The sequence below is a fragment of the Micromonospora sp. NPDC023956 genome (assembly GCF_040639195.1).
In the GTDB taxonomy this organism is placed as follows: domain Bacteria; phylum Actinomycetota; class Actinomycetes; order Mycobacteriales; family Micromonosporaceae; genus Micromonospora.
In genome coordinates this window covers 597,746-613,759 of the sequence record NZ_JBEZZN010000002.1, presented here as the reverse complement: position 1 = coordinate 613,759, position 16,014 = coordinate 597,746, and the positions used below count along the sequence as shown (strand labels likewise).

At 72.5% G+C, this 16,014-nt stretch carries 14 protein-coding genes and 1 tRNA gene; 7 read left to right on the top strand and 8 right to left on the bottom strand.

Features of this window, described 5'->3' with window-relative positions; genetic code table 11:
* Positions 1-81: 81 nt before the first annotated feature.
* Entirely contained in the window at positions 82-2,664 is a 2,583-nt protein-coding gene (locus AB0F58_RS05345) for a helix-turn-helix domain-containing protein (protein WP_357138173.1), read from the top strand.
* Positions 2,665-3,038: 374 nt separating this feature from the next.
* Here AB0F58_RS05345 and AB0F58_RS05340 read toward each other — a convergent pair whose 3' ends face one another.
* A complete protein-coding gene (locus AB0F58_RS05340) occupies positions 3,039-3,578 on the bottom strand; it encodes a MarR family transcriptional regulator (RefSeq protein ID WP_357138170.1) in 540 nt (179 codons plus the stop codon).
* A gap of 520 nt (positions 3,579-4,098) precedes the next feature.
* Between AB0F58_RS05340 and AB0F58_RS05335 the strand changes: the two genes are divergently transcribed.
* Entirely contained in the window at positions 4,099-5,577 is a 1,479-nt protein-coding gene (locus tag AB0F58_RS05335; protein WP_357138167.1) for a glutamate--cysteine ligase, read from the top strand.
* A 9-nt stretch (positions 5,578-5,586) separates the two neighbouring features.
* On the opposite strand, the gene AB0F58_RS05330 is transcribed toward AB0F58_RS05335, so the two are convergent.
* Positions 5,587-7,047, bottom strand: coding sequence for a hypothetical protein (locus AB0F58_RS05330; protein WP_357138164.1), 1,461 nt, complete (start codon positions 7,045-7,047; stop codon positions 5,587-5,589).
* A gap of 203 nt (positions 7,048-7,250) precedes the next feature.
* Between AB0F58_RS05330 and AB0F58_RS05325 the strand changes: the two genes are divergently transcribed.
* Entirely contained in the window at positions 7,251-8,015 is a 765-nt protein-coding gene (locus AB0F58_RS05325) for a PASTA domain-containing protein (RefSeq protein ID WP_357138161.1), read from the top strand.
* On the opposite strand, the gene AB0F58_RS05320 is transcribed toward AB0F58_RS05325, so the two are convergent.
* Together AB0F58_RS05320 and AB0F58_RS05315 are read right to left on the bottom strand one after the other, a co-directional pair.
* Positions 7,984-8,409: a hypothetical protein gene (locus AB0F58_RS05320; RefSeq protein WP_357138158.1), complete on the bottom strand. Its 426-nt coding sequence runs from the start codon at positions 8,407-8,409 to the stop codon at positions 7,984-7,986. The genes AB0F58_RS05325 and AB0F58_RS05320 overlap by 32 nt on opposite strands.
* A gap of 137 nt (positions 8,410-8,546) precedes the next feature.
* Entirely contained in the window at positions 8,547-8,834 is a 288-nt protein-coding gene (locus tag AB0F58_RS05315) for a hypothetical protein (RefSeq protein ID WP_357138737.1), read from the bottom strand.
* 698 nt (positions 8,835-9,532) lie between these two features.
* Here AB0F58_RS05315 and AB0F58_RS05310 point away from each other — a divergent pair.
* From AB0F58_RS05310 to AB0F58_RS05300, 3 genes are all read left to right on the top strand, one after another.
* On the top strand, positions 9,533-10,414 hold the full coding sequence (locus AB0F58_RS05310; RefSeq protein ID WP_357138156.1) for a helix-turn-helix transcriptional regulator: 882 nt from the start codon (positions 9,533-9,535) through the stop codon (positions 10,412-10,414).
* Positions 10,384-10,605 (top strand): DUF397 domain-containing protein, encoded by a 222-nt coding sequence (locus AB0F58_RS05305; protein WP_357138734.1) that lies wholly within the window; start codon positions 10,384-10,386, stop codon positions 10,603-10,605. The genes AB0F58_RS05310 and AB0F58_RS05305 overlap by 31 nt, the downstream gene beginning before the upstream one ends.
* A gap of 324 nt (positions 10,606-10,929) precedes the next feature.
* Positions 10,930-11,340: a hypothetical protein gene (locus tag AB0F58_RS05300; protein ID WP_357138153.1), complete on the top strand. Its 411-nt coding sequence runs from the start codon at positions 10,930-10,932 to the stop codon at positions 11,338-11,340.
* Here the strand turns inward: AB0F58_RS05300 and AB0F58_RS05295 are convergent.
* Complete coding sequence (locus AB0F58_RS05295) at positions 11,305-11,529, bottom strand: hypothetical protein (protein WP_357138149.1); 225 nt, start codon at positions 11,527-11,529, stop codon at positions 11,305-11,307. The two genes, AB0F58_RS05300 and AB0F58_RS05295, sit on opposite strands and share 36 nt — an antisense overlap.
* A gap of 468 nt (positions 11,530-11,997) precedes the next feature.
* Here AB0F58_RS05295 and AB0F58_RS05290 point away from each other — a divergent pair, with 468 nt between their 5' ends.
* Positions 11,998-13,854: a S8 family serine peptidase gene (locus AB0F58_RS05290; protein ID WP_357138147.1), complete on the top strand. Its 1,857-nt coding sequence runs from the start codon at positions 11,998-12,000 to the stop codon at positions 13,852-13,854.
* A gap of 52 nt (positions 13,855-13,906) precedes the next feature.
* Here AB0F58_RS05290 and AB0F58_RS05285 read toward each other — a convergent pair whose 3' ends face one another.
* From AB0F58_RS05285 to AB0F58_RS05275, 3 genes are all read right to left on the bottom strand, one after another.
* Positions 13,907-14,710 carry a WecB/TagA/CpsF family glycosyltransferase gene (locus AB0F58_RS05285; protein WP_357138144.1) on the bottom strand — a complete coding sequence of 268 codons (804 nt, stop codon included), beginning with the start codon at positions 14,708-14,710 and terminating at the stop codon, positions 13,907-13,909.
* Positions 14,707-15,780, bottom strand: a complete 1,074-nt coding sequence (locus AB0F58_RS05280) for an NAD-dependent epimerase/dehydratase family protein (RefSeq protein ID WP_357138141.1) — start codon at positions 15,778-15,780, stop codon at positions 14,707-14,709. The genes AB0F58_RS05285 and AB0F58_RS05280 overlap by 4 nt, the downstream gene beginning before the upstream one ends.
* Before the next feature lie 111 nt (positions 15,781-15,891).
* A tRNA-Leu gene (locus tag AB0F58_RS05275) sits at positions 15,892-15,977 on the bottom strand.
* Positions 15,978-16,014: the final 37 nt, after the last annotated feature.

Here is a 16,014-nt window from a genome sequence, read left to right as displayed (position 1 = left end):
TGTCGGATATCCTGTGGCGCTCGGTCGGCAGCACGACGGTCGACTGTCGAACGTCGTACCGGGTCCGTACGCTTCCTGCCCATGGCTCCCGATCATGGTCGTTCGCGGAGTTCGGCCGGTGGTGCCGTCCTGCCGGCACTGCTGCGCGGGCACCGGCTCGCCGCCGGCCTCACCCAGGCCGAGCTGGCGACCCGGGCCGGAATCGGCGTACGCACCGTCCGTGACCTGGAGCGGGGCCGCTCGTCCCGACCCCAACGGACCACCGTCGACCTGCTCGCCGACGCGCTGGGGCTGAGCGGTCCGGACCGGGCCGCCTTCCGGGCTGTCGCCCGGGGCCGGACGCCGACCGAACCGCCCGAGGGAACGGCCCCGCCGGTCGCCGTGCGCCCGCCGGCCGGGATCGCTCCGCCCGCCGGCGCCCCGACGCCCGCCGTGCCCGTGGCGCGGTCCGGGGTCGAGGAAACCGACCCGTTCCGCCGACTGTCCGCGGACCTGCCGCCCCCGGTCGACCTGATCGGCCGGGACCACGACCTCACCGAGCTGACCCGGCTGCTCCGGCGCGACCGTGGCACGCCCGTGGTGAGTCTGGTGGGGCTGGCCGGGGTCGGGAAGTCGGCCCTGGCCATGGCGGTCACCCGTCGGGTGGCGGACCGGTACCCCGGCGGGGTCGCGGGCGTGCTGGTCGGTGAGGGCTCCGACGCCGGGTGCGTGCTCTCCGCGGCGGCGGCGGTCTTCGGTGCCACCGGCCCGGCCGAACTCGTCACCCGGCTCACCGGCGTTCCGGCGCTGCTGCTGGTGGACGCGGTGGAGCGGGCGCCGGAGGCGGTGGCCGAGGCCCTGGACCAACTGACCCGGATCCTGCCCGAGCTGCGGGTGCTCGCCACCGGCCGGCACCCGGTCGGCCTGCCCACCGAGCGGGTCTGGCCGGTGCCGCCGCTCGACGTGCCACCGGAGGACAAGCCCGGAGCGGACCCCTCGGGCCTGGCCGGGTACCCGGCGGTGCGGCTCTTCACCGCCCGCCTGGCACAGGTACGCCGGGAGCCGCCCGCCCCGGCGGAACTGCCCGCCCTCGCCGCGCTGGTCCGTCGACTGGGCGGTCTGCCACTGGCCATCGAGCTGATGGCGGCCCGGGGCCGGATCCTCGACCTGAACGAGTTGCTCGACCGGTACGGCGACCGGGTCCTCGACCTGGCTCCACCGTCCCCCCGTGGAGTGGCGGTGACGGTGACCCTGCGCGAGGCGGTCGCCACCAGCTACCGCCTGCTCGCGCCGGACGAGCGGACGGCGCTGCGCCGCCTCGCCGCCTTCCGCAACCGGTGGTCCGTCGGCATGGCCGAGGAGATGCTCGCCGGGGAGGGGGCGGAGGCGACGGCCGACCCGGTGCCGCTGCTCGACCGTCTCCTCGAACTCGGCCTGCTGAGTGTCCGGGGCACCGGGTCGTTCCGGTTCCGGCTGCTGGACGCGGTGCGCGACTTCGCCACCGAGCAACTGGTGGCGGCCGGTGAGGAGGCAGCCGTACGACGTCGGCACGCGCAGATCGTCCTGCGGCTGGTGGTCCGGGCCGAGCCCGAGCTGACCGGTCCCCGCATGATCGGTGCCCTGCACCGGCTGGACGAGCTGACCAGCGACGTCGTGGCCGCCCTCGGCCACGCCTCCGGCGACGATCCGCACACCGCCCTGCGCATGGCGGCGGGACTGTCCCGGTGGTTGCGGCTGCGCGGACGGGACGGGGCGGGGCGGCAGTGGCTTCGCCGGCTCCTGGCCGATCCGCGTACCGCCGACGCGGATCCGGCGGTACGGGCGTCGGCCACGCTCGGGCTGGCCCGGCTCACCGCCGTGCACGGCGTCGAACCGGTGGACGTCCCGGCGGCCCGGGACGCGCTCGCGGTCTTCCGGAGCCTCGGGGACGTCGCCGGGGAACTCGACGCGCAGGGTGTCCTCTGCACGCTCCTGATCTGCGCCGGCGCGCACGACGAGGCACGCGAGCAGGCGGAGGCCACGCTGGCGATGGCCCGCCGGCACGACCGGACCCGCGACATGGCGATCGCCCAGCGCAGCCTGACCTGGCACGACGTCCGGGCCGGCGACCTGGCTGCGGCGCGGCGTCGGCTGGCCGCGGTCGACCGGTTGGCGAGCCAGTGCGGGGAGCAGCGGATCCGGGTGCTGGCCCGGACGGACCTGGCCGAGGTGGCCCGCCTGGAGGGGCGGTACGCCGACGCGGTCGAGCACGGGCGCCGGGCTCTCGCGGCACTCGTGGAACTCGGTGAGCCGGGACACCGCCGTCGGGCCTTGGGCACGGTGGGTCTCGCGCTCGCCCAGGACGGACGGTTCGTCGAGGCGGGCGAGGTGCTGGCGGAACTCCGGGCGACCGTGCCGGCGCAGTGGGGGCCGGACCGCGTCGAGGACGGCTTCTCCGCACTGCTGGAGGCGACCATCGCCCTGCACCGGGGGGACCGGGACGTGGCGGCGGAGTGGTTCGCGGCGGCGGCGGAGGCGGTCGGCCGGGCCCGGCGTGGTGCCGTGGAGGCGTTGGTCGGACTGGCTGCGAGCACCGGTGACGGCACGCTGCTCGACCGGCTGGACAAGGTCTGCCGGGAGAACGGGATCCGGCTGCTGCCGCAGGAGGAGGCGTTGCTCTACGTCCTGACGGCGGCCCGCCCCTGAGTAAGTGCCGGCCAGTCGGTCGGTGGAGACCGGGCCAGCTGATGTCGGGTGCCGACGGATACCGGTGCAGCGGAGGCGTCGGATCGGCAGAACATCGGGCGGCGGGACACCGGTAACGGTGGTCGTGCGGTCTGCCACGGACCGTCGTCTGTTCCGGGAAGGCGCGAGCGAAGAAGCCCCCTTTGTGGTGCTACCCCTCGCTCATCGCTCGCGCCCTCACCCCCCGGTATCCCCGCTGAAAGAAGGTTAGCGGGGCCCCTTCGACGCTGTTGTCCATTTCCTCCGGGATGATGGTGGGCGTCGGCCAATTCTGCCGGTCGTTCTGCCGGTGCGCGCCCCCGCTGCCACCGACCGGGCGACCTGTCGAGGTCCGGCTATCGCCGCCGCCCGGAACGGACACCGGAATGCTCCGGTTCCATCGTTTCCGCATTACCGGGATCGGTGGCCTGGCTGCCTGCGGTGGCGCCCGGGTGCACCGCGTCGCGAACCTTGCGGAGTGCGTGCAGCAGCGCGGCCAGCTCCTGCGGTTCGAGCTGGCCGGTGAACCACTGCTCGATGATCCTCAAGTGTCCGGGCAGGGTCTCGTTGAGCCGGTCCAGGCCCGACCGGGTCACCACCGCATACGAGCTGCGACGGTCGGAGGGGCAGGCCCGGCGGCAGAGCAGCCCGTCCCGTTCCATCCGGTCCACCACCCGGGTGACCCCGCTGGTGGAGAGGGAGGTCTGTGCGGCCAGATCGGTCATCCGTAGCTGGTTTCCCGGTGACCGGGCGAGTCGGGTGAGTACTTCGAATTCGACAGCGGAAAGGCCGTTTTCCTCGTATTGCGTGGCGAATCGGGTCGACAGGCCGGCATGTGCCTCGACGAGAAGGCCGACGGCGGTGATCCGGGGGTCGTCGAAGACGTTCTTGGTCACTCGGGCATCCTATCAGTCATTGACGAGGAAGATTTTGCACAGTGGATAGCTGCTAATGCAATTAACTGTCGGGTGGCCGGGGTGGCGATCCGGGTGTCCGGCACTTGTTGGACGCCCGAGGGTGGCCATTTCGTCGCGTGGCACCACCATGCTGGCCCAGGGTCACAAGTGGATCGGGTTTCACTGGTCGGGCGAGGTCGGGCGGAACACCCCGGGCGACTCCAAGGCATCAACGAACGTGGATAAAAGGTAGGGTGACCGTACCGGAGGGGTGGGTCGTCTGCGGCGGGGCGGGTGCGATTTGTCACGGGTTGCTCGTTGATCGTGCTGTGCCGTGCCGGCCCCGATCGGGTAGGGATACGGCGGGCGCCTTCCCGCCGGACCATGGCCGCGGCCCGTGTCGAACACGGGGTCGTGACCGCTGGTCCCGGCGAGGGCGGTGCTCCTAACGTGGAAGTTCGGAACGCGCCGTCGCCGGTCCCCCGGACCGTGTCGACCGCGCCTCGCGCCGGGAGGACAGATGGGCAGGGACGTCGCGCAGGGCGCCTTCTCCCGAGAGGACCGGGTCCGCTACCGGCAGAAGGTCCGACGGTGTCTGGACGTGTTCGCACTGATGCTCGACGACTTCGGCTTCGACGCGGACCGTCCGATGACCGGACTGGAGATCGAACTCAACCTGGTCGACTCGGCGGCGGAGCCGGCGATGCGGAACGACGAGATCCTCGCCGACATCGCCGACCCGCTCTTCCAGACCGAGTTGGGCCGGTTCAACCTGGAACTCAACGCCAACCCCCGGCTGATCGGCGGCCGGGGCTTCACCGAGTACGAGGAGGACCTGCGGGGCAGCCTGAACCGGGCCGGTGAGCGGGCGGCGGACTCCGACGCCACGATCGTCATGGTCGGGATCCTGCCGACCCTGACCGAGCGGCACCTGGTGGCCGAGAACCTCTCCACCGACGAGCGCTACCGGGCGCTCAACGACCAGATCGTGGGTGCCCGGGGCGAGGACATCGAACTCGACATCCGGGGGGTGGAGCGGCTACAGACGCACACCGACTCGATCGCCCCGGAGGCGGCCTGCACCAGTCTCCAGTTCCACCTCCAGGTCGCCCCGGACAGCTTCGCCGACTACTGGAACGCCTCCCAGGCCATCGCCGGGGTCCAGGTCGCGGTCGGGGCGAACTCCCCCTACCTGTACGGCCGTCAGCTCTGGGCGGAGACCCGGATCGCCCTCTTCGAGCAGGCCACCGACACCCGACCGGACGAACTGAAGGCCCAGGGGGTACGCCCCCGGGTGTGGTTCGGTGAACGGTGGGTGACCTCCATCTTCGACCTGTTCGAGGAGAACGTCCGGTACTTTCCGCCGCTGCTGCCGATCTGCGACGACGAGGACCCGGTCGACGTGCTGCACAGCGGTGGGGTTCCCGAGCTGAGCGAACTGCGCCTGCACAACGGCACCGTCTACCGCTGGAACCGGCCGGTCTACGACGTCAAGAACGGCCGTCCGCACCTGCGGGTCGAGAACCGGGTGCTGCCCGCCGGCCCCACCGTGGTGGACATGCTGGCCAACGCGGCCTTCTACTTCGGGCTCGCCCGTGGTCTCGCCGAGTCCGACCGCCCCATCTGGAGCCAGCTCACCTTCAGCTCGGCCGAGGAGAACTTCCACGCCGCCGCCCGGCGCGGCATGGGCGCGGTGCTGCACTGGCCCCGACTGGGCGACGTGCCGGTCACCCAACTGGTGCTCGACGTCCTGCTGCCGAAGGCGGCGACCGGGTTGGACCGGTTCGGCGTCGACCCGGCCGAGCGGGACCGGTTGCTCGGCATCATCGAGCAGCGCTGCCGGACCGGCCGCAACGGCGCGGTCTGGCAGACCGAGACGGTCTGGGCGGCGGAGCGGCACCGGGGGATGGACCGCGGCGCGGCACTGCACCACATGGTCCGGCGCTACGCCGAGTTGCAGGGCACCAACGAGCCGGTGCACACCTGGCCGGTCGACTGAGACCGGCAATCAGTCCCGGGCCCGGCGGGCCCCGGTCCGGCCCCGTGGGCGGGGCTCCGCCGTCGGCCCGGCGGTGGAGGGGGTGCCGGGCCCGTCGTCCGGTCCGTCCGGGTCCGCTACGGGGGCGGGCTCGTCGCTGCTGCCGCCCGGGGCGCTGGCCGGCACGCTGTCGGCGAGCGGCTCCGCCCGGCGCGGCCGGGGTACCTTCGGCGTCGCCCTGCCGGCCCGACGTCGCCCGGTGCCGGCGTCGGTGGCGGTGGCTGCCCCGCCGGGGTCGGCCGCTGCGGTGTCGGCGGTGTCCGGAGCACCGCCGGTCGGACCGGAACCGGCAGCGGGGAAAACGGCACCGGCCGGCTCCGGGCCGACGTCCACCACCCGGGGCGTCCCGGTGGCGTCGCGCGCTACGGCACCGACGTCGGCGGTGGCGCTGACGTCCGCCTCCTGATCCGGACCGGACGCGGCCGGTGCTGAGGTTTCCCCCTCGGCCGCCCCGATGGTGGCACCGGTCCCGGTCCCGGGCGCGTCGGTGTCGGCCGGTGCCTCGGCGTCGGGACGGAGAGCTGCGGTGGCCGCGTCCCGTCGCTGGGCCAGCGCGGCGACGAGGACCGAGCCGGCGAGCCCGTTGACCACCGCGTACGCGGCGACGAGTTGCGCGGTGACCTGCTCGGCGCGGAGCTCGGGCAACCGGGGGAGGGTCAGCAGGTAGGCGACGGCGACCAGGAACGGCCCCGCCGCGCCGGAGGCCGCCGCCCCGACGCGTCGGTACGTCGACCGGGCGGCCCGACGCGCTGTCAGCGCGCCGATGACCAGGGCCGAACCCAGCGGCAGCACTACCGCCAGCCAGGAGAGGTGGTCAGCGGCCCGGAACCCCGGTCGGTCGGTGGCGAGTTGCCAGAACCCGAGTTGGACACCGGTCATCCCACGGCCCGCGAGGACTCCGTCCACGACCGCGACCACCGCGAGCGACCAGAGCCAGCCGATGCTGGCGACGATGTTGGTGGCGGCCGGGGGCGAGCGTTGCGCCCAGACCGCGACGAGGAAGCCGGCCAGCAGGCCCGCCCCGGTGTAGGCGGCGGCCATGGCCTGTGGCGCGGCGGTGTCGGTCGGGACGGCCGCGCGGGCCGGGACCGCCACGAGAAGCACGGTCACCAGCGCGCCGAGTGCCCCGGCCAGGGCGCACAGGACACCGCCCGGACCGGTGCCTGCGCGGTCCCCGGGAGTGGCGCGGGTTCCGGTGGCGGCCAGGCGCTGCGCACCCACCGCCCCGGCGATGGTCGAGGTGGCCGCGATCCAGGTGGCCCAGCCCAGGCTCGCCGCCCAGAGCGTCCCGGACGATCCGCCGACCCCGGACTCCGGGGGCGTCCAGCTGACGATGCCCAGCCCGTACCCGATGCCGAGTTGGGCGGCACCCGCACCGGCGGCGATACCGAACGCGGTCGCCGACGTTCCTCCCCAGCCCCGTACGGCCATGCCGGGCAGCGTAACGCCCTGCGGCCCGTACGGCGACCTGGTGACCGGGGACAGTGGCAGGTCGCCGACGGTGGAGCCGTCACCCGGCCGCCGGTCACCGGGGCGGAGGACGGTCCGCACCCACCTTTCCGGGGCCAGCACCGTTGAGTAGGTAGTTCGGGGTGTTGCGGGCCGGTGGTCCGTCCGGTCGGGAAGGACGTGCCATGAGCGACGACCGTCACGAGTCGTGGACCGGAGAGGTCCCCGGGAACGGTCCGGGACGGATCCCGCCGTCGGACGGTTCTCCACCGCCCCGGGGGCGGGACGGCGCCGGGCGCGCGGAGTCGGCGGCGGCCGGGGACCCGACCCGGGTACGACCCGCCGCCGTCTGGTCGGGTCGGGCGGAGGTCCCGCCGCCGAGGTCGCTCCGGCAGCCGGAAACCCCGACCGATTGGTACGACGAGGAGCACGGCGACCGACGGTGGTGGATGCCGATCCTGGTGGCCTCGGTGGCGCTGGCCGTCCTCGCCGTCTTGGGGCTCGGCCTGTGGCTGGTCGTCCGCAGCGGACCGGGCGGTACGCCGTCCGCGCCCCTGCCCTCGCCCAGTGCCGAGCCGCCGACGGCCGGACCGTCGACCCCGCCGGGCACCGGGGTGGCGACCACGCCGGCCCGGGTGCCCATGCCGGACCTGGTGGGGCTGCCCCGGTCGGTGGCCGAGGCCACGCTGGACCGGCTGGGGCTGGGGTACCGGTCGGAGTTGCGCACCTCGGGCCGGCCGGCCGGGACGGTGATCGGGACCGAGCCGCAGGCGGGCGAGCGGGTTCCGCTCGGCACCGACGTCACCCTGGTCGTCTCCGAGGGCGGCGACCCGGTCCGTCCGTCGACGGCCGTTCCGACGCCGAGCCCCACGCCGGCGCCCACCCGCACCCCGACCACCGGTGCGACCGGTCGGGCGGTCACCACATCCGGCGGCGCGACCCCACGATGACCAGGCCGGTCAGGGAGATGGCCATCCCGAGCAGACCGGAGAGGACCAGGGACCGGTGGAGGTTCTCGGCCGGGTCGCCCGATCCGGTAGTCGGCGGCCGAGCGAGGTGGCCGGCTGCGGGGCCGGGCGGTGGCTCCGACCCCGTCCGCGGGGACGGTGCGTCGCCCGACCGCCCTGCGGCTGCCCCGACCGGCGGGTCCGCACGGCCGGACGCGGCCGGCTCCGGGCGTCCGCCGCCGGCGGCCGGGGACTCGTCGTACGCCGACGGGCCCGGTCGGGGCGGCGGGACGGGAAGCTGGGTGGTGGAGTGGGCCGGCACCCGGACCACGACCACGAGTGCGGTCGCGGCGCCGATCAGGACGAGAAGGCCGATGGCGTAGCTGGTACGGGACACGGAACGTGAACGGGCGGCGGTGCGGTTGAGCATGGTCATCCCAGGGTCTGGGTCCGGGACGCGCGGGGTTTCACCTGCCGGGGTGGGCCCACCCAGTCTATGGACACCGCCCACCCGGTATCGGGGAAACGCCCAGCTCAGCTCACGCGGACCGGGGTTCTGGCCGCCGGCCGCCGGGTGGTCCGGACGGTGTGCGGCCGGGGTTCGGGGGCGGCCTGCACCCGCACCAGCCCGGCACGTTGCACGAAGATGGATCGTCGGCTGACCGCGTCTCCCGCCGCGTTCAGCTCGTAGCCGTCGAGCCAGAGCCAGCCGTCGAAGGCCGGCCAGTCCAGCACACGGATCACACGGAACAGAATCGACCGGCGAAACTGCACACTCGCCGCACGAGTCACGTGCATTACGTCACCAGAGCGGGGAAGCACATTGGCTCCTGTCAAGATCGGCCGGCGGACGGGCCGGCGAAGGTGTGAACAGGGAGCCGGCCCGGACGCGGTGGTGCCGCTCGGGCGGACCGGCATGGTGAGGCGGGGCTGGCCGGGTCGTACCCGCGGTGGCGCGTAGCGCCCGACCAGCACCCGGTGCTTCCGGTTACCGCTCCCGTCGCCGAAGCCGACAGGCGTCCAGCGGCGAGGTCCTTACCCCGGAGGCGATGTTGTTTGTCCTGGTCGGGTGGAATCTGTCCTGGTCGTCCGGGACGCGGCGACCGCGTTCCGGAACCAGATCAGAACGGTGAGTGACCCGAGCCATGCCGACAGACTGCACGAGTAGGGGAGCACATGCAAGTTGCACGTCGACTTTTGCCGATACCTGAACGGCAGACCCGCGGGATGCCCTCGATCGTCGGCGCTTGATGCCGTGGTCAGGGAACCGGCACACTGGACGCCGGTTTTTTGCCGCCGCGGCCGGCTGATGACCGCGACCATCCCCCGCCGCGAACGATCGCCCGCCGGTCGACGGTCGCGCCCTCGGCGGGCGAGCCAGTGCGGGCGCGATCGACCGGAGGTACCCCGGTGAGCGCGAGAAGTGCTTACCAGCTCCACCACCGTACGAACGGGGCTGGGACATGGTGTGGAAGAAGCGTGCCGGCGGAGCGTGAAGCCGTGGGCAGGGGGTCGATCCGGTGAGTGAGCGCCGGAGCCCGACGATCCGGCGTCGCCGGCTCGGCGCGGAACTGCGCCGGCTGCGGGAGGGCGCCGGGATCACCATCGAGGCCGTGGCCGAGCGGCTGGAGTGCTCGGCGTCGAAGGTTTCGCGCATCGAGACCGGGCACACCTCGGTGACCCCACGCGACGTGCGGGACATGCTCGCGATCTACGGGGTGTCCGAGGTCGAGAGCGAGGAACTGGTCCAGATCGCCCGGGAGGCGCGTCAGCGGGGCTGGTGGCACCCGTACAGTTCGGTGCTCTCCGGGGCGTACGTCGGGCTGGAGGACGCCGCCGGGTCGATGCGGGCGTACGAGCAGCAGGTGGTGCCGGGACTGCTCCAGACCGCCGACTACGCCCGAGCCATGATCGAACTCGCCCGCCCGGACATGCCCGCCGACGAGGTGGACCAACGGGTGCGTGTCCGTTCCAACCGCCAGTCGTTACTGACCCGGGATACTCCGATCGATCTTTGGGTGGTGCTCGATGAGGCGGTGGTGAGCCGGCCGGTGGGTAGTGACGAGGTGATGCGGGCGCAGATGGCCCGGCTGGTGGAACTGGCCGAGCTGCCGAACATCACCATCCAGGTGCTGCCCTTCCACGTCGGGGCTCATGCGGCCATGGACGGGTCGTTCACGATCCTCGACTTCCCCGAGCCCGGTGATCCGGATGTCGTGTACGCGGAGAATGCCACGGGTGGGCTCTTCCTCGAGAAGAGCGACGAGCTTCAGCGTTACAACTACATCTTCGACCAGATTCGAACCCAGGCCATGCGACCGGAGGCGTCCATCGCACACATCGCAGAACTGGCAGAGGAGCCGTTGTGGAAATGGCGACCAAGAGGGTCCCCGCGGACCTGACGCACGCATCGTGGTTCAAGAGCTCGCGCAGCGGGCCGAACTGCGACAACTGCGTGGAGGTGGCGTTCGTTACCGGGGCGGTCGGAGTCCGTGACTCGAAGGACCCGACCGGGCCTGCCCTGGTGTTCGCCCCGGGTGACTGGCTCGCCTTCGTCGGCGGCACCAGGCGTGTGGCGTTCGGCCGAGGCTGACCGCCCGACAGACCGGCCGACGTGACGGCGGTGGGACCCGGCTCCGGACCGGATCCCACCGCCGCCCGGTGTGACAGTGTGGCGCGGTTTCCCGCCCCGGCAGCCAGCCCGGGGCGAGGGCCGCGCCCTCGTCGTGCCCGTCGTCGGTCCGGGCCCGCGCGGCACCGGGAACAGCCCCGCGCGGGCGGCCCGTCGGCCCGGACGGGGGTCCCGCGCGGCGGCCCCGGCACCCGTCGCCACTTCCGTCCCATCTCGTTGTACCTCTCGTCATCGGCCGAGCGGTCGGCCAGGACGGATCCGCAACCGAGCGAGGCAGGTGGACGGATGACGACGATCGGATCTGACAACCTCACCAACGGGCCGGGCAAGCCGGAGCGGTTCGGCGGCAAGTACCGGGGTGCCCGCCGGGACACCGTCCTGACCGAGGTGGTCTCCACCGACCCCGATCTCGGGGGTCGGGAGGGCGGCAGCGTGGGCGCGCCCGACCAGGCCGGGCCGCTGTCCCTGCCGTCGCTGGACACGAACCCGCTCACCGAGCCGTCGTTCCCGCCGGCCGGCTGGCCGGTCGAGCCCAGCGAGGAGTTGGCGGACCATCCGCTCCTGCGCGGCCTGCTGCTGGAACTGCCGCCCCGGGGCAGCGTGCCGCCGCCCGGCTGGCTGGACCGCTGGTTCGAGGCGACCCGGGCGATTCTGGAGCTGCTATACGTGCAGGGCGGCGGGCGCGGCGGACGGTGAACCCACCGCCGTCTCCGGGCCGGCCGGTCCACCGCTGCCGGGTGCCGTCCGGACGACGAGTCGACCGTGTCGCAGCGCGTGCCGTACCCCGATCACCGCGATGCCGAACAGGCCCAGGGCGAGAGCCGGTCCGGCGAGCGGGGTGCCGGCGTCCGGGCCGAAACCACCGGTGGCGACCACGGCCGGCACCAACGCCAGGCCGGTGAGCTGGACGGGGAGCCCGACCAGCGGATGAGCCGCGTGGGCCCGTAGGCCGGGCGGGACGGGTACCTGGGGCGCCGGCGAGCACGACCGCCGCCATCAGGCCGAGGCCGGTCAGACTCAGGACGATCAACCATCCGGTACGCCGCCGGAGGGCGCGTACCCGGTCCAGCCGGGGCAGCCCGTCGGCGACCACGCCAGCGGCGAGCCAGACCGTCAGGACGGGCAGCAGGGCGACCAGGTGGCTGTCCATAGCGGACACCTTTCCCGTTCGGCGGCCCGCCGAATCCGGGCGGCCCCGGTTCGTCGACGGTTCCCGTCGGGACCATCCCCCCGAGTTATTGATAGTTCGATATGTTTCGTTGTACGTAGGTAGCGGCCTAGCCTCAGCTTGATCGGCGATCTTCTATCTCCCTGAGTGGGGGGACGGCGTGCCGGTCGGAGGGAGGTAGGGAGATGCGTCTCCCACGCAGGTCGATTCTGGTCGGGGTGGCTGCCATGTCGATGGCGGCGACCGCCGCACCGGCCCTGGCAGCCGAGCCGGTCGGCGCGATCCTGAAGGCCGGCGGCGCCACCGCCGTGGCCGACAGCTACATCGTCGTGTTCAAGGACACCACGGTTGCCCGGACCACGGTGAGCGACACCGCCAAGCGGCTGGTCGGCAAGCACGGTGGTCAGGTCGCCCGGACCTACAGCGCCGCGCTGCGCGGCTTCGAGGTCCGCGTCGACGCGAAGACCGCGGCGCGGATCGCGGCGGACCCCGCCGTCGCGTACGTCGAGCAGAACCACACGGTCAGCATCGCGGCCACCCAGAACCCGACGCCGTCCTGGGGGCTGGACCGGTCCGACCAGCGGGCGCTGCCGCTGGACAACTCGTACACGTACCCCGGTACGGCGAGCAACGTCACCGCCTACATCGTCGACACCGGCATCCGGACCACCCACACCGACTTCGGTGGCCGGGCGGTCTGGGGCACCAACACGGTCGACACCAACAACACCGACTGCAACGGGCACGGCACGCACGTCGCCGGCACCGTCGGCGGTACGGCGTACGGCATCGCCAAGGGCGTCAAGCTGGTCGCCGTCAAGGTGCTCAACTGCCAGGGCAGCGGCACCAACGCCGGCGTCATCGGCGGCGTGGACTGGGTGACCGCGAACGCGCAGAAGCCGGCCGTGGCCAACATGAGCCTCGGCGGCGGCGCCAACGCGACGCTCGACACCGCGGTCCGCAACTCGATCGCCTCGGGCGTGACCTACGGTCTGGCCGCCGGCAACAGCAACAACGACGCCTGCACCGGCTCGCCGGGCCGTACCGCCGAGGGCATCACGGTCGGCTCGACGACCAACACCGACGCCCGGTCGTCCTTCTCGAGCTTCGGCGCCTGCCTGGACATCTTCGCGCCGGGCTCGTCGATCGTCTCGGCCTGGAACACCAACGACACCGCGACCAACAACATCAGCGGCACCTCGATGGCCACGCCGCACGTGGTCGGCGCGGCGGCCCTGGTGGTCGGTGCCAACCCGACCTGGACCCCGCAGCAGGTCCGCGACAGCCTGGTCAACAACGCCACCAACGGCGTGGTGACCAACCCCGGAGCGGGTTCGCCGAACAAGCTGCTCTACGTCGTCAACGGTGACACCCCGCCGCCGACCAACGACTTCTCCGTCTCGGTCTCGCCGACCTCCGGCTCGACCGCGCCGGGCGGCTCGGTGACCGCCACGGTCAACACCGCCACCACCAACGGTTCCGCCCAGTCGGTGAGCCTCTCGGCCAGCGGGCTGCCGTCCGGGGCGACCGCCTCGTTCGTCCCGGCGACCGTCACCTCGGGTGCCTCCTCGGCGCTGACCATCAGCACCTCGGCGAGCACCCCGCCCGGCACCTACACGGTGACCGTCACCGGCACCGCGACCTCGGGCAGCAAGACCGCGACCTACTCGCTGACGGTGACCGGCAACGGCGGCGGCAGCTGCACCGGCACCAACGACACCGACGTGGCCATCCCGGACCCGGGCACGGCGACCAGCTCGATCACCATCTCCGGCTGCGGCCGGGCCGCCTCGGCCACCTCGACCGTCGCGGTGAACATCTCGCACACCTTCCGTGGTGACCTGGTCATCGACCTGATCGCCCCGGACGGCACCGCCTACCGCCTGAAGAACAGCAGCTTCTTCGACGGTGCGGACAACGTCATCGCCACCTACACCGCCAACCTGGCCGGTGAGGCTGCCGACGGCACCTGGAAGCTCCAGGTGCGCGACGCCTTCCGCAACGACAGCGGCACCATCAACACCTGGACGCTGACCCTCTAGGCGTCACCACCGCAGGGGCCCCTCCGGCCGGAGGGGCCCCTGCGCGTGCCGGTCAGACCGCGAAGCTCGACGGGCGCTCGTTGGCCGGGGCCGGCGGGCGGGCCTTCCACAGGCCGGTCTTCTGGGCGGCCAGCCGGCCGAGGTAGGCCGGGTTGAGGATGACGTACCGCTTCCAGAGCCGCTTCGGCTCCAGCCCGAGCCGCCAGAACCACTCCAGCCCGGCGCGCTGCATCCACGGCGGTGGCGTACGCAGCAGCCCGGCGTGGTAGTCGAAGGCCGCGCCGACCGCCATCAACGGCATGTCCAGCAGCGGACGCATGGCGTACGTGAAGATCTCCTGACGCGGGCAGCCCAGCCCGACCAAGACGAGCCGGGCCCCGCTGGCCCGGATCCGGTCGGCGATCTCGACGTCCTCGCCCGGCTGGACCTGGCGGAACTTCGACGGCTCCACCCCGGCGATCTTCAGGTCGGGGAACATCCGCTCCAGCGCCGGGATCAGCCGGCCGAGGGTCTCCTCGGTGGAGCCGTACAGGTAGACCGGCAGCCCCTCGGTCGCGAACCGGGCGAGCACGTGCAGGGTGAGCTGCGGGCCGTAGACCCGGTCGGTGAGACCGGCGGAGTGCAGCAGGTTGAGCGCCCAGCGCACCGGCTGGCCGTCCGGGGTGACCACGTCGAAGGAGTTCAGCCGGGCGTTGTGCGCCGGGTCGAGGACACCGGTCATCACGCCGTGCACGGCCAGCGCGGTGAGCGCCAGCGGGCGCCGGTCGTGGGCGGCCCGGACCACCTCCTCGGTGGCGGCGGCGTAGTCGGTGGCGTCCACCAGGACGCCGAGCACGTTGCGCTTGCGCGAGGTCATGACTGCGGCACCCACTTCTCGACGTTGGCCTCGTGGATCTCGCGGAGGATCATCGGTACGTCGTAGACCTGCTTCCAGTCCGGGTAGTCCCGCTGGAACGCCTCGTTCGACCCGATCCACCACTTGTGGTCGCCGACCCGGTTCGCCTCGACGTACTCGGTGATCATCTCCTGGCCGGTGATCTCCTCGGCCAGCGCGAACGCCTCCCGGTTGGAGGTGTTCGAGTGTCGGCCGCCGCCGAGGTTGTACACCGCCGCCGAGCGCGGGTTACGGAAGAACGCCTCGAACGCCGAGACCACGTCCGAGCTGTGGATGGCGTCCCGGACCTGCTTGCCCTGGTAACCGAAGATCTTGTACGTCCGGCGTTCCATGTTGCAGCGCATCACGTACGCCAGGAAGCCGTGCAGTTCGGTGGCGGAGTGCGCCGGGCCGGTCAGCGTGCCGCCCCGGAAGCAGGCGGTCCGCATGTCGAAGTAGCGGCCGTACTCCTGCACCATCACGTCGGCGGCGACCTTGGAGGCCCCGAAGATCGAGTGCAGGCAGGCGTCGATCGACATGTCCTCCCGGATGCCCTGCTCGTACGGGTGGCCCGGCTCGATCTCCCAGCGCGTCTCCCGCTCGACCAGGGGCAGGCTGTTCGGCCGGTCCCCGTAGACCTTGTTGGTCGAGCAGTGGATCACGGGGGCGTCGATGCAGTGCTCCCGGACGTTCTGCAGCACGTTGAGCGTGCCCGCCGCGTTGACGTCGAAGTCGGTGAAGGGGTCCCGCACCGCCCAGTCGTGCGAGGGCTGCGCGGCGGTGTGGATCACCACCGCCACGTCGCGGCCGTACCGCCGGAAGAGCGCCGCCAGCGCGTCCCGGTCCCGGATGTCGATGCCGTGGTGCGAGTACGCCGCGCCCAGCTCGTCGGCGAGACGGCGCACGTTCCACGCGGTGGACGCCTCCGCGCCGAAGAACTCCTGCCGCATGTCGTTGTCGATGCCGACCACCTGGAGACCGAGACCGGCGAAGTGCCGAACCGCCTCCGAGCCGATCAGACCGCCCGAACCGGTCACCACCGCGACACTCACACGTCACTCCACGGGTCATAGGGGGCAGAAGAACCACCGGAGCATAACGTGACGGTTCGGGCCGTCCTGTAGACGCGACGAGGGCCCCGCTGCTGCGGAGCCCTCGGCTTCTGGTGGGGAAGGAGGGAGTTGAACCCTCACACCCTTTCGGGTACACGGACCTGAACCGTGCGCGTCTGCCATTCCGCCACTTCCCCGTGGCATGACCCGAATCACTCTAATGCGTGCCGCCCT

Excerpts from the sequence above, each read along its gene's own strand:
- AB0F58_RS05345 (WP_357138173.1), top strand. The coding sequence starts at position 82 with ATGGCTCCCGATCATGGTCGTTCGCGGAGTTCGGCCGGTGGTGCCGTC.
- AB0F58_RS05335 (WP_357138167.1), top strand. The coding sequence starts at position 4,099 with ATGGGCAGGGACGTCGCGCAGGGCGCCTTCTCCCGAGAGGACCGGGTC.
- AB0F58_RS05330 (WP_357138164.1), bottom strand. The coding sequence starts at position 7,047 with ATGGCCGTACGGGGCTGGGGAGGAACGTCGGCGACCGCGTTCGGTATC.
- AB0F58_RS05325 (WP_357138161.1), top strand. The coding sequence starts at position 7,251 with ATGAGCGACGACCGTCACGAGTCGTGGACCGGAGAGGTCCCCGGGAAC.
- AB0F58_RS05305 (WP_357138734.1), top strand. The coding sequence starts at position 10,384 with ATGGCGACCAAGAGGGTCCCCGCGGACCTGACGCACGCATCGTGGTTC.
- AB0F58_RS05300 (WP_357138153.1), top strand. The coding sequence starts at position 10,930 with ATGACGACGATCGGATCTGACAACCTCACCAACGGGCCGGGCAAGCCG.
- AB0F58_RS05290 (WP_357138147.1), top strand. The coding sequence starts at position 11,998 with ATGCGTCTCCCACGCAGGTCGATTCTGGTCGGGGTGGCTGCCATGTCG.
- AB0F58_RS05285 (WP_357138144.1), bottom strand. The coding sequence starts at position 14,710 with ATGACCTCGCGCAAGCGCAACGTGCTCGGCGTCCTGGTGGACGCCACC.